Origin of the sequence: Streptomyces sp. NPDC005483 (genome assembly GCF_040606035.1) — a bacterium.
In the GTDB taxonomy this organism is placed as follows: Bacteria; Actinomycetota; Actinomycetes; order Streptomycetales; family Streptomycetaceae; genus Streptomyces.
On record NZ_JBEXEA010000019.1, the window covers coordinates 24375 to 36613 of the forward strand.

The 12239-nt window shown below is 67.5% G+C and carries 14 protein-coding genes and 1 tRNA gene; 6 read left to right on the top strand and 9 right to left on the bottom strand.

Going from position 1 to position 12239, the window contains the following annotated elements:
- Positions 1-90 precede the first annotated feature (90 nt).
- The 3 genes from pknB to ABZT06_RS31830 all read left to right on the top strand — a co-directional run bounded on the left by pknB (position 91) and on the right by ABZT06_RS31830 (position 3273).
- Positions 91-2088, top strand: coding sequence for a Stk1 family PASTA domain-containing Ser/Thr kinase (pknB, locus tag ABZT06_RS31820; protein WP_355748632.1), 1998 nt, complete (start codon positions 91-93; stop codon positions 2086-2088).
- A gap of 154 nt (positions 2089-2242) precedes the next feature.
- On the top strand, positions 2243-2464 hold the full coding sequence (locus ABZT06_RS31825) for a hypothetical protein (RefSeq protein WP_355748635.1): 222 nt from the start codon (positions 2243-2245) through the stop codon (positions 2462-2464).
- A complete protein-coding gene (locus tag ABZT06_RS31830) occupies positions 2389-3273 on the top strand; it encodes a restriction endonuclease (protein WP_355748638.1) in 885 nt (294 codons plus the stop codon). The genes ABZT06_RS31825 and ABZT06_RS31830 overlap by 76 nt, the downstream gene beginning before the upstream one ends.
- Positions 3274-3369: 96 nt before the next feature.
- Here the strand turns inward: ABZT06_RS31830 and ABZT06_RS31835 are convergent, their stop codons facing one another.
- The 6 genes from ABZT06_RS31835 to ABZT06_RS31860 are packed head-to-tail and all read right to left on the bottom strand — an operon-like array spanning position 3370 to position 7620.
- Positions 3370-4107, bottom strand: a complete 738-nt coding sequence (locus tag ABZT06_RS31835) for a class E sortase (protein ID WP_355748641.1) — start codon at positions 4105-4107, stop codon at positions 3370-3372.
- 13 nt (positions 4108-4120) lie between these two features.
- Complete coding sequence (locus ABZT06_RS31840; RefSeq protein WP_355748643.1) at positions 4121-5254, bottom strand: class E sortase; 1134 nt, start codon at positions 5252-5254, stop codon at positions 4121-4123.
- Entirely contained in the window at positions 5251-5889 is a 639-nt protein-coding gene (locus ABZT06_RS31845) for an aminodeoxychorismate/anthranilate synthase component II (protein ID WP_355748646.1), read from the bottom strand. The genes ABZT06_RS31840 and ABZT06_RS31845 overlap by 4 nt, the downstream gene beginning before the upstream one ends.
- Complete coding sequence (locus tag ABZT06_RS31850) at positions 5886-6047, bottom strand: hypothetical protein (RefSeq protein ID WP_355748649.1); 162 nt, start codon at positions 6045-6047, stop codon at positions 5886-5888. The genes ABZT06_RS31845 and ABZT06_RS31850 overlap by 4 nt, the downstream gene beginning before the upstream one ends.
- Positions 6048-6099: 52 nt before the next feature.
- Positions 6100-6813 (bottom strand): class E sortase, encoded by a 714-nt coding sequence (locus ABZT06_RS31855; RefSeq protein ID WP_355748652.1) that lies wholly within the window; start codon positions 6811-6813, stop codon positions 6100-6102.
- 27 nt (positions 6814-6840) lie between these two features.
- Positions 6841-7620 (bottom strand): DUF881 domain-containing protein, encoded by a 780-nt coding sequence (locus tag ABZT06_RS31860; RefSeq protein ID WP_355748655.1) that lies wholly within the window; start codon positions 7618-7620, stop codon positions 6841-6843.
- Positions 7621-7760: 140 nt separating this feature from the next.
- Between ABZT06_RS31860 and crgA the strand changes: the two genes are divergently transcribed.
- Positions 7761-8015, top strand: a complete 255-nt coding sequence (gene crgA / locus ABZT06_RS31865) for a cell division protein CrgA (protein WP_355748658.1) — start codon at positions 7761-7763, stop codon at positions 8013-8015.
- Positions 8016-8279: 264 nt separating this feature from the next.
- On the opposite strand, the gene ABZT06_RS31870 is transcribed toward crgA, so the two are convergent.
- Both ABZT06_RS31870 and ABZT06_RS31875 read right to left on the bottom strand, forming a co-directional pair.
- Positions 8280-9164 (bottom strand): rhomboid family intramembrane serine protease, encoded by an 885-nt coding sequence (locus ABZT06_RS31870; RefSeq protein WP_355748661.1) that lies wholly within the window; start codon positions 9162-9164, stop codon positions 8280-8282.
- 105 nt (positions 9165-9269) lie between these two features.
- Entirely contained in the window at positions 9270-9803 is a 534-nt protein-coding gene (locus ABZT06_RS31875) for a peptidylprolyl isomerase (RefSeq protein ID WP_355748664.1), read from the bottom strand.
- Positions 9804-10045: 242 nt separating this feature from the next.
- Here ABZT06_RS31875 and ABZT06_RS31880 point away from each other — a divergent pair, with 242 nt between their 5' ends.
- Both ABZT06_RS31880 and ABZT06_RS31885 read left to right on the top strand, forming a co-directional pair.
- Positions 10046-10747, top strand: a complete 702-nt coding sequence (locus tag ABZT06_RS31880; protein WP_355748667.1) for a DUF5324 family protein — start codon at positions 10046-10048, stop codon at positions 10745-10747.
- A 149-nt stretch (positions 10748-10896) separates the two neighbouring features.
- Positions 10897-11847, top strand: coding sequence for a hypothetical protein (locus tag ABZT06_RS31885; RefSeq protein ID WP_355748670.1), 951 nt, complete (start codon positions 10897-10899; stop codon positions 11845-11847).
- 210 nt (positions 11848-12057) lie between these two features.
- Here the strand turns inward: ABZT06_RS31885 and ABZT06_RS31890 are convergent.
- A tRNA-Ala gene (locus ABZT06_RS31890) sits at positions 12058-12130 on the bottom strand.
- Positions 12131-12239 lie beyond the last annotated feature (109 nt).

Sequence of the window (12239 nt, forward strand, 5' to 3'; positions counted from 1 at the left end):
AAAGCTAGCCGGGTACGGTAGGCCCGGAGTGCAGCCTCCGACGGCACACACGTGCCGGTCGGGACCGACGGAGAGGGCTGGTAGGAAGCTATGGAAGAGCCGCGTCGCCTCGGCGGCCGGTACGAGCTGGGCCAGGTGCTCGGCCGTGGTGGCATGGCGGAGGTCTACCTCGCCATGGACACGCGCCTCGGCCGCACCGTCGCGGTGAAGACGCTGCGCGCGGACCTCGCGCGCGACCCGTCCTTCCAGGCCCGGTTCCGCCGGGAGGCCCAGTCGGCCGCCTCGCTCAACCATCCCGCGATCGTGGCGGTCTACGACACGGGCGAGGACTACATCGACGGGGTCTCGATCCCGTACATCGTCATGGAGTACGTCGACGGCTCCACGCTCCGCGAACTCCTGCACAGCGGCCGCAAGCTGCTGCCGGAGCGCTCCCTGGAGATGACCATCGGGATCCTCCAGGCGCTGGAGTACTCCCACCGCAGCGGCATCGTCCACCGGGACATCAAGCCCGCCAACGTGATGCTCACGCGCAACGGCCAGGTCAAGGTCATGGACTTCGGCATCGCCCGCGCCATGGGCGACTCCGGCATGACCATGACGCAGACCTCCGCGGTCATCGGCACCGCCCAGTACCTCTCCCCGGAGCAGGCCAAGGGCGAACAGGTCGACGCGAGGTCGGACCTCTACTCCACCGGCTGCCTCCTCTACGAGCTGCTGACGGTCCGGCCGCCCTTCGTGGGCGACTCCCCGGTGGCCGTCGCCTACCAGCACGTACGCGAGGAGGCGCAGCCCCCGTCGGTCTTCGACCCCGAGATCACGCCCGAGATGGACGCCATCGTCCTCAAGGCCCTGGTCAAGGACCCCAACTACCGCTATCAGTCCGCCGACGAGATGCGCGCCGACATCGAGGCCTGCCTCGACGGCCAGCCGGTCGCGGCCACCTCGGCGATGGGCTCGGTCGGCTACGGCGCCTACCCGGACGACCAGCCAACCACGGCCCTGCGCTCCGACGCCGGCGCCACCACCATGCTCCCGCCGACGAACCCGGACGACGGCGGCTACGGCTACGACGACCGCCCCGACCGGCGCCGCCAGAAGAAGTCGAACACCTCGACGATCCTGCTGGTGGTGGCGGGCATCCTGGTACTCGTCGGCGCGATCCTCATCGGCAAGTGGATCTTCAGCGGCGGCGGTGCGGGCAACGACCAGGTCACCGTGCCGAACCTCGTCAACCAGCCAAAGGACGACGCGGCGAAACAGCTGGCCAACGTCGACCTGAAGCTCGGTGAGGTCACGCAGAAGGCCTGTGAGAACACGGCCAAGGGCAACATCTGCGAGCAGAACCCGACGGGCGGCACCAAGGTCGACAAGAACTCCACCGTCAGCATCGTGGTGTCCACCGGGGCACCCAAGGTGGCCGTCCCCAGTGTCCTCGGCCTGAAGGTCGACAAGGCCACGCAGACGCTGGAGGACGACCAGTACCAGTTCGTCGTCAAGACCAAGCAGCAGGTGTCCACCGAGGAGGCGGGCACCGTCCTGAACCAGGACCCGAAACTGGGCGCGGAGGTGGAGAAGGGTTCCACCGTCACCCTCACCATCGCCAAGGCCGAGGACAAGGCCACGGTCCCGGACGTCGTCGACCGGTCCTGTGACGAGGCCAGGGCACAGATGCAGGCGAACAACCTCGTCGGCAACTGCACCACGGTGGAGACCGACGACACCAACAAGATCAACAAGGTCATCTCGACCACACCGCAAGCCGGCACCCAGGTCGCCAAGAACTCCTCGGTCAACATCCAGATCGGTAAGGCGAAGGACAAGACCCAGGTCCCGGACGTCAGGAACCGCACGGTCGCGCAAGCACGGCAGATCCTGAACAACGCCGGCTTCACGAACATCCAGTTCGCGAACGGCAGCGACCAGAGCGACACCGCGGTCGTGCTCCAACAGGACCCGGGCGCGGGCAACGAGGTCGACGATCCGGGCCAGACCCAGATCAACCTGACCACCGTGAGCTTCGGCAACGGCGGCAACAACAACGGCGGCAACAACGGCGGAGGCATCTTCGGAGGCCCCGGAGGCTGACCCTGCCTGCACCCAGCGCGGAAAGAAGAGCCGGACCCTGCACGGGGTCCGGCTCTTCGCGTCTCTGCCCGTCGTGTCTTCCCATCCGACAAGTCGTTGATCGGATGGGGTGACGTGTCGAAACGTGCCCCGACCACAGCCGGAGGGGCAGAACATGATCAACGACACGGCGCTGCTGGAATCGAAGAGCCTGCGCGACAGCGTGCTGGAACGCACGGACGTACTCGACAGGGTCAAGGCCTTGTCCCTGCTGCCGGACGGGATGCATGTGACCACGGCGATGGTGGCGTCGTACTTCGGGTGGGTCTCGAAGCCGTCAAGTCACTGGTCAAGGACCACCGGACAGAACTGGAGACCAACGGGTATCACCTGCTGACCGGTGAACAACTGAGGTCCTTCAAGAACCTCAGTGGGATTCAGTCACGCACCGCCTCCCTCGCCCTCTTCTCCCGCCGAGCCGTCCTCAACGTCGCCATGCTGCTCCGCGACAGCGAAGTCGCACGTCAGGTGCGTGTGTATCTCCTCGACATGGAGTACCTGGCGCGTACACAACCTGTGGACAACTCAGTCCACAGGGAGACCGTCTCGCTCGACGACCGCATCGACCAACGCATCACGCACGTCCTCGGCAAGACCGTCGTACCCATGTTCAACGCCCTGATCGAAACCTCGGGCGAGCACCGCAAGGAACTGATCGCCCTGCGGGCAGGAGTCCAGCGCATCGAGCGACGCCTCCACCAGCACCACACCCGGCTGCAGCGACTCGAAGGCGTACGAGACGACCGGCCCGCCGTCGGGGTCATGGCCGCCATGGACGCCATGAACGGCCGCAAGTTCGAACATCACATCGCCAAGCTGCTGCGCCGGGACGGCTGCACCAACGTCGTCGTACAGGGCAGTCAGGGAGACCGGGGCGTCGACGTCATCGGGCTCACGGCCGACGGACGACGCCTCGTCGTCCAGTGCAAGAGGTTCGCGCCGTACCTCAACATCACCAGCCCCGACATGCAGAAGTTCGTCGGGGCGGCCAAGGTTCTCCACAGCGCGGAGGTGGCGCTCTTCGTGGCCACCTGCCCGTTCACCTCGGAGGCCCTGAGCATCGCCGCCGAGACCGGGATCACCGTCGTACACCGTGGACAGCTGGAGGAGTGGAGCGCCGGGGAACCGCTGGAAATCCTGGAGTAGGCGCGGCCTGACGCGAAGAGGCCCGAAGCCGCAAGAGCAAGTTGCGGCTTCGGGCCTTCGCCATGCTAGGTGACAGACCTCCTTAAAGGAGGTCTGTCACCTCAGCTCCTTCGGCAGCGTCCGCTCGCTGTCCACCTTCTCCGTGCGGACCAGCTCCCCCCACACCACGTACCGGTACCGCGACGTGTACACCGGCGTGCACGTCGTCAGCGTGATGTAGTGACCCGCCTTCTTCTTGCCGGACTCCTGGGGGATCTGGCCGAGGACCTTGACGTTGTACTTCGAGGTCTCGGGAAGCACGGCGAAGACCTTGTAGACGAACCACTCGTCCTTGGTCTCGAAGACGATCGGGTCGCCCTTCTCGACCTTGTCGATGTTGTGGAACTTCGCGCCGTGGCCGTCGCGGTGGGCCGCGAGCGAGAAGTTGCCCGTCTTGCCGCTGGTGGGAAGCACGGCCTTGACCGGGTCGGTGTAGTAGCCGGCCACACCGTCGTTGAGGATCTTCGTCGACGTGCCCTTCTCGACCAGGACCTCGCCGTTCTTCATCGCGGGGACGTGCAGGAAGCCGATGCCGTTCTTGGTGTCCAGCGCACCGGGACCACCGGTGGTCCGCTCGGTCCAGCTGTCGCGCACCTTGTCGGCCTGTTTGTCCGCCGCACGGTCGGCGACGACGTTCGTCCACCACAGCGAGTAGACGACGAACAGGCCGAGCACCAGGCCCGCCGTGATGAGGAGTTCACCGAAGACGCTGACCGCCATGGCGATCCGGCCGGTGCCGCGGCGGCGCGGCGCGGAAGCCCGGGTGTTCTGCTCTTGATCGGTGGTCGCTGCCACTAGTCATCTGCCCTTACTGGACGAGCGCATCCGGCTTGCCCTTGCTGCGCGGCCGTTCCTCGACCATCTTGCCCCAGACGATCAACCGGTACTTGCTGGTGAACTCCGGCGTGCAGGTGGTGAGGGTGATGTAGCGGCCGGCCGTGGTGAAACCGGATCCCTTGGGGACGGGGTCGATCACGCTCGTGTTGCTCGGAGACGTCACCGGCAGCGTCGACGTCATCTTGTAGACGAAGTACTCGTCCTGCGTCTCGACGACGATCGCGTCACCCGGGGACAGCTTGTTGATGTAACGGAAGGGCTCGCCATGTGTGTTGCGGTGCCCGGCCAGCGCGAAGTTGCCGGTCTTGGCGTCGGGCATCGCCGTCTTCAACGCGCCCTCGCTGTAGTGCCCGACCATGCCCTTGTCGAGGACCTTCTTGTTGCTGACGCCCTCGGCTATCGGCACCACCACGTCCAGCTTGGGGATGTGCAGCAGAGCGAAACCCTGGCCCGGCTCGAAGGTACCTGGGGCGCCCTTCCCGCTCGCCCAGTCGTTCTGGAGGCTGCTCGCCTCCTTGTCCGCCGCCGCGTGCGCCCGCACGTTGGTCCACCACAACTGGTAGCTGACGAACAGCAGCATCAGCACACCGGTGGTGATGAACACCTCACCGATCGCCCGGCTCGCGACGACGGCCGCGCCGGGTTTGCGCGCCTTTGCCGCCTTGCGGGCCTCGATCCGCGAGAGCGGCTTGCCGTCCGGCGACTCCTGCTCCGACGGCGACTCGGGGGCGGCCACGCCACCATGACGCCCGTGACGGCCCTTGGCGGCCTTTCTGCGGGCCGCACGGCCACCCTGTGGTGATCTAGTGGCGGATGTGACGGAAGAGGCCGCAGAAGCGGACATGGAGGGCGGTGACGGATCGGGGATCCGCAGCGCCACCGTCTCGTCGTCGGCCGGAGGCACATACGGGCCCGACGCCCCGCCGAACGAAGCCCCACCCAACGACGCCTCGGTGTACGGCTCCTCGACGAACGGCTCCTCCACGCGGGGCTCCTCGGCGTACGAAGCACCACCCAAGGACTCCCCGGCATAGGGATCGCCGCCGTAGGACTCGTACGACGCGTCGCCGTACAAGTCCTCGCGCTCAGGGCGCAGGGCCGTCACGCCGTGGCCCTGCCCACCACCGGGGCGAGCCCCGCCGACCTCGCCACCGCGCCCTGGTCCCCGCACTCCACCAGCCAGTTCGCCAGCATCAGATGGCCGTGCTCCGTAAGCACCGACTCGGGGTGGAACTGCACACCCTCGACCGGGTGTTCACGGTGCCTGAGCCCCATGACGATCCCGTCGTGCGTCCGCGCGGTGACCTCCAGTTCGGCCGGGACCGTCGCCGGCTCGGCGGCCAGCGAGTGGTACCGGGTCGCCGTGAAGGGAGTGGGCAGCCCGGCGAAGACCCCGCGGCCCTCATGCTCGACCAGCGACGTCTTGCCGTGCAGCAGCTCGGGAGCACGGTCCACGACACCGCCGTACGCCACCTGCATCGACTGCATGCCGAGGCAGACACCGAAGACGGGCACCCCGGTCGCGGCGCAGTGGCGCACCATCTCGATGCAGACCCCGGCCTCCTCCGGCGTGCCGGGACCGGGCGAGAGCAGGACGCCGTCGAAGCCGTCCTGGGCGTGCGCCGTCGACACCTCGTCGTTGCGCAACACCTCGCACTCCGCACCCAGCTGGTACAGGTACTGGACCAGGTTGAAGACGAAGCTGTCGTAGTTGTCGACGACGAGAATGCGCGCGCTCACTGGTTGTCCACCGTCACATCGTTGAAGGGCAGCAGCGGTTCGGCCCACGGGAACACGTACTGGAACAGGACGTACACCACAGCAACGACCAGCATGAGTGACAGGAATGCCTTCGCCCATGCGTTCCCCGGCAGATGCCGCCAGATCCAGCCGTACATGCCGTCCCTTCCGTCGCACCACGGCACCACACACACGCCGTACCGCACCAGACTAACGGCGCAGGGCAACAGGCTCGCCGTCCTCCACAGGCTGTGTGGAGTCCAGGTGTGCCCAGACGATCAGCCGGTGGCTGTGTCCCCACTCCGGATCGCACGTGGTCAGCGTGAGATAGCGGCCAGGCCGCGTGTACCCGGATTTACGTGGCACAGGATCGATCACCTCAATGTCGGCGGGCACGGTTTTGTAAGGGCCTTTGTCGATCCGATACGTGAACCAGGTCGTTCCGTCGGTCAGGACCACCGCGTCACCACGCCGCAGCCGCGGAAAGTCCTTGAAGGGATCGCCGTAGGTGCGCCGGTGCCCGGCGACCGAGAAGTTGCCCTGCTGCCCGAGCCGCGCGGTGTTCGCGTAGTGCCCGAGGCCCTTCTTCAGGGTGCCGACCTCGGTGTCTTCGAGCACGGGCTTGTTCCACGTGAAACCGAGCCGAGGGATGTACATGATCGCGAAGGGCTTCCCGCCGCGGTACGGCACCGACGCCGCGGCAGACGGGGAGGAAGAGGCGGACGCACCGGCCGTCGCCCCGGCCGTCACCCCGGGCTGCCGCACGCTCCCCTGCGACCACTGGTTCTGTAACTGGTCGATCTGGTCGTCCATGACGGAGTCGGCCTTCACACCGGTCCAGAACAACACATAGGCGACGAACAACACGATCAGGGCGCCGGCGGTGATGCACAGCTCGCTGACGGTCCGGACGACGACACGCACCGGCGGCTCCAGAGGCTCACACCGTGCTCACTCCACGGGCTTGGCGTACTGCAGATCCACTGTGCCCGAGTAACCGGGAAGAGTCACCGTGCCGTCATCGGCGACATTCCAGCCGAGACCGTAGACGTTGACGTAGACCATGTAGTTCTGGATCGCCTTGGAGTCCGCGAGCGCCTGCTTCAGCCTGCCGGGGTCACCGACCGCCTGGATCTTGTACGGCGGCGAATAGACGCGGCCCTGGAGGATCAGGGTGTTGCCGACACAGCGCACGGCACTGGTGGAGATCAGCCGCTGGTCCATGATCTTGATGCCCTGGGCGCCGCCCTTCCACAGGGCGTTGACCACGGCCTGCAGGTCCTGCTGGTGGATGACCAGGTAGTCGGGCTGCGGCTCGGGGTAGCCGGGCAGCTTGGCGGTGGCGTTCGGCGGGGCGTCGTCGAGCGTGACCGTGACCGCCTTTCCCTTGATTTTCTGGGTGCCCGCCCGGTCCTCCAGTGCCGCGAGCTTTTCGTCCTCGGCCTTGGTGCTGCCGTCGTCGCGCTCGGCTAGCGACTCGACGTCCCGGCGCAGCGAGCCGTTCGACTCGTCGAGCTCGCCGTTGTTGCGGCTGCGCTCCTGGATGAGGTCCGAGAGCTTCAGCATGGAGGCGTCCGTGCGGATGTCGGTGCCCTTGGCCGTGTTGAAACTCGTGAAGAAAATGAGTCCGGCGAGAGCGAAGACACCCACCGTGAGCACCCGCACCGGCCGGAAACCCCGCCTGCGGACAGGACTGGATCCGGACGGGGGAGAGTCGGCAGAATTGCTCAACGTACCCTTATCTCCTTCGGCGCTACGGAAGCACTACGCTAACGGACGCCCGGGGGAGCGCTCAGCGTCCCCTTGTACGCTGCCCCGAGCCCGACCAGTTACCTGCGCGGCCACGCAGCGCATCGACAGGAGAGACCCTCGTGCCGAAGTCACGTATCCGCAAGAAGGCCGACTACACGCCGCCCCCGGCGAAGCAGGCGACCGCCATCAAGCTCAACAGCCGCGCCTGGGTCGCCCCTGTGATGCTGGCCATGTTCCTCATCGGGCTCGCCTGGATCGTCATCTTCTATGTGACGGACGGCTCGCTGCCCATCGATGCTCTGGACAACTGGAACATCGTGGTGGGCTTCGGTTTCATCGCCGCCGGATTCAGCGTCTCCACCCAGTGGAAGTAGCTCTCCCCAGGGGTATCCGCAGAGTTATCCACAGCCTGAGCGATTTCCACAACGAGGCTGGGGAAAAGACGACGATCTGTGGATAACCCATCGGACGTTGACGCCGGTACGACCATCGCACCAGCATCGCAAGCCTGTTCGCCCCCTGCCTGACCTGCGCAAACACGGGTCAGCAGCAGGGGGCACAGCTGTTCCCGCACTGTATGCACAAGATCCGGGACTCTCTGTGGACAACGGCCGCTCAGAGGGGTCGCGCGGTCCTTTTCAGGTCAGCTGGGCGGTTCTGACCACGATCATGACGACGATGACCAGCAGAACCAGCGCACAGGTCCCGTACTGCACGAGCGCCCGCCGCTCACGCGGGGCGTGGACCATGCCGTAGCCCGTGATGAGACCGGCGACGAGGCCTCCGATGTGGGCCTGCCAGGAGATGCTGCTCCAGCCGAAGGTGAAGATCAGGTTGATCACCAGGAGCGCGATGATCGGCCGCAGGTCGTAGTTGAGCCGCCGCATGAGGACGGCGGTCGCGCCGAAGAGGCCGAAGATGGCACCGGAGGCGCCGAGTGTCTGGGTGACGGGATCGGCCAGCAGGTAGGCCAGGGCACTGCCGGCGAGACCGGAGACGAAGTAGACCGCGAGATAACGAGCCCGGCCCAGGGCGGCTTCGAGGGGGCCGCCGAGCCACCACAGGCTCAGCATGTTGAAGCCGATGTGCCAGATCTCCTGGTGCGCGAACATCGAGGTCACCAGGCGGTAGTACTGACCGTCCGCGACGCCCTCGGTGGGCGTGAAAGGCGCCGGCGGCCAGGCAGCGACGAGGCTGAGGTCCGCCGCCAGGGACGCGTTGGCCCGGATGGCGATGAAAACCGCGACGTTGATCCCGATGAGGATCTTGGTGAACAGCCGGGGGTCGGCCGTGACGGCACCGCCGGCGATGGTGCGGGGCCGCGCCGTGGCCGGAGCCGGTCCGCTGCCGCCGCCGTCGCGTACGCACTCGGGGCACTGGAAGCCGACGGAGGCGCTGACCATGCACTCGGGGCAGATCGGGCGCTCGCAGCGGGTGCAGCGGATGCCGGTCTCCCGGTCCGGGTGCCGGTAGCAGCCAGGCAGGTTCTGGGCCTCCGGTGTGCTGCCCGCCTCCTGATTCATGCCATCCCCTAAGTCGCCCTGAGTCGTCGTGCCCCCATGCACTGCCCCGCTCATCCTTACGGTTGAGCGGGGCGTTTGGTTCCCTGTGCGGTGGCTGTCCGGGGCTCAGCCCTGGCGCGTCTCCACGACGACCTGCTCGATGACGATGTCGTTCACCGGGCGGTCGTTGGGGCGGGTGGTCTTGACGCCGGCGATGGCGTCGACGACCTTCTGGCTGGCCGGGTCGGTGACCTCGCCGAAGATGGTGTGCTTGCGGTTCAGCCAGGCCGTCGGGGAGACGGTGATGAAGAACTGCGAGCCGTTGGTGCCGGGGCCGGCGTTGGCCATGGCGAGCAGGTAGGGCTTGTTGAAGCCGAGGTCGGGGTGGAACTCGTCCTCGAACTCGTAGCCCGGGCCGCCGATGCCGGTGCCCAGGGGGTCCCCGCCCTGGATCATGAAGCCGCTGATGACGCGGTGGAAGATCGTGCCGTCGTAGAGCCTCTTGGTGGACTTCTCACCGGTGCCCGGGTGGGTCCACTCGCGCTCGCCCTGGGCGAGTTCGACGAAGTTCCTGACCGTCTTCGGGGCGTGGTTCGGCAGGAGCCGGACTTCGATGTCGCCGTGGTTGGTCTTCAGGGTGGCGTAAAGCTGCTCGGCCACGATCTGCCTTCCGTTGTCTTCTTGTGCCCGTCCGATCCTCGCACGGATCCGGCCGAGGAGGGTCCGGACGGGGGCGCGGGGCGGCGATCCGTGGCATTGTCGTCGACAAGCTCCTGTTGCCACGTATTCATCCGTTATTGATCCGGATGCCCGCCCTCAGGTGCCGGGCTGCGCTCCGGCAGGCATGATCCGTAAAAGGGTGGAAAGTCGAATTACCGTACGCCACCGAGGAGGAGGATCCCGTGACCCGCATCGAAAGCGTGCGCGCCGCGACCGGCTCGGCGAAGGACAGCGTGCTGCACGCCGCGGAAGTGGTGGCGCCCTACGCCGACACGGCCAAGGACAAGGCCTCGCACTACGCGACGGAGGCACGCGTACGGCTCGCGCCTAAGGTGTCCCTGGCCGCCGAGCAGGCGCGTGTCCAGTACGGCGCCTATGTCGCGCCGCGCCTGGAGCAGGCCCGTACGCATGTTCCGCCGAAGGTCGATCAGGCTGCCCACGAGGCCGCCGTACGCACCCGCAAGGCAGCTCGGCAGGCCGCCGACTATTCCCGCCCGAGGATCGAGCAGGCCGTCGCCGCGGCCGGTCCGGTCCGTGACGAGGCCACGGCCCGGAGTGCGGCCGCACTGGCCGCGCTGCGTGGCCAGGTCACGCCCAAGGAGGTCCAGAAGCTGATCCGCAAGCACGAGCGGCGGGCCCGCGCAGGTCGGCTCGCCAAGGCGCTGGCGGTCGCGGGCCTTGTGGCGGGCGGTGCCTTCGCTGCCTGGAAGTGGTGGGACAAGCAGGCCAATCCTGACTGGCTGGTCGAGCCGCCCGCCGCGACCGAGGTACCCGAGACGGGCCGGCTGACGTCCGTGGACGGCAGCGGTCAGTCCGCCCTGGACCCCGAGGTCCAGGCGAAGGAGGCCGAGGAGGACGCCGCGAAGCACGACGAAGGGCGCTGACGCCGATACCGGCGTGTACCAGGGGTGGGGCGGAGCTTCTCCGCCCCACCGTCGTGTTCACCCGCCGGTGTGGTCGGACCGGTGCGGCGGGGCTCGGGTGCGTCACAGTCGCGGGGACATGTCTCCGTACCGGATGGACCGTCGCCCTGATGAAGCCCTCGTGCCGCGGGCCGCTCGCCCTCGTCGCCGTACTGCTGCTCCTGGCCTCGGCCTGTACTGCCCGTGTCCCCGGGCCTGCGGCGGTTTCCGCGTATGGCGCGTACGTCGGCTACGAGGCCGCCGACGTGGGGCGTGTGCGCGCACTCGGCGCCTGGGTCGGCGGGCGCGCGCCCCGGGTCGGGCATGTGTATCTGCCCGGCGACCGGTGGAGCAACATCGAGGGAGCGCCGGGTTACCTGGAGTCTTGGGCGGCGTGGCGGCGGGCTGATCGGCGGCGGATGTTCGTCCTGAACGTGCCGCTGCTGGAGCGTACGGAGGCCCACCTTCCCGACAGCGCGGTCCGTGAAGAGCTTCGGCGGGGTTCGAACGGCGACTACGACGGCCATTTCCGTGCGCTGGCCCGGCGGCTGACGGCTCTGGGCGTCCCGGACACGATCGTCGTCCTGGGCTGGGAAATGAACGGCACCACCTACACCCACCGCTGCGGCCCGGATCCGGCCGCGTGGAGGAGGTACTGGACGAGGATCGTGCGCGCGATGCGCTCGGTGCCCAGTCAGCGCCTGCGCTTCGAGTTCACGCCCAACCGCGGCCGCGACGCGATCCCGTGGCCGCGTTGCTATCCGGGGGACGGGGTGGTCGACATCATCGGCATGGACGCCTACGACGCCCCGCGCGGCCTGCGCTTCACCGACCAGGTGAGCGAGCCGTACGGCCTGCGCGCCCAGGTCCGCTTCGCCCGCGCCCACGGCAAACCCTTCTCGTACCAGGAGTGGGGCCTGTACGAGAACGGTGACGACCCGGCGTACATGCGCGGCATGCTCACCTGGTTCGCTAGGCAGCGCCCCCTGTACCAGGCCATCACCGATTACTGCCCGCACGGTGTGTGGGGTTGCCGGGCCCATCCGAGGTCGTCCGCGGTGTACCGCTCGCTGATGAGGTAGGTGGGTAGGTCGGCACCGGCCGGTCGGGGGGGGCGCCTGCACCGGCAGTCCGGCCGATGAGGACGCGCACCGCGGGGCTGGGGCTTCGCTCCGGTCAGCCAGGTGGCCTGCGGGCGGGTGGTGATCCTGTCGTCAGCGTCGGGTCATCGGTGCGGCCTGCACGAAAATCCCCTCCGCCCGCGTATTCGCAGGTCGGAGGGGATTTTGGAGTGGAGCCTAGGGGAGTCGAACCCCTGACATCTGCCATGCAAAGACAGCGCTCTACCAACTGAGCTAAGGCCCCGGGAAGAGGAACGTCCGCCGGAAGAACCACTTGCCGGTGGGCGCCGCAGACCAGAGTACCGGGTCACCCCCGGTATTCCGCAAAAAGATTGGGGGTCCCCGCGAACGAC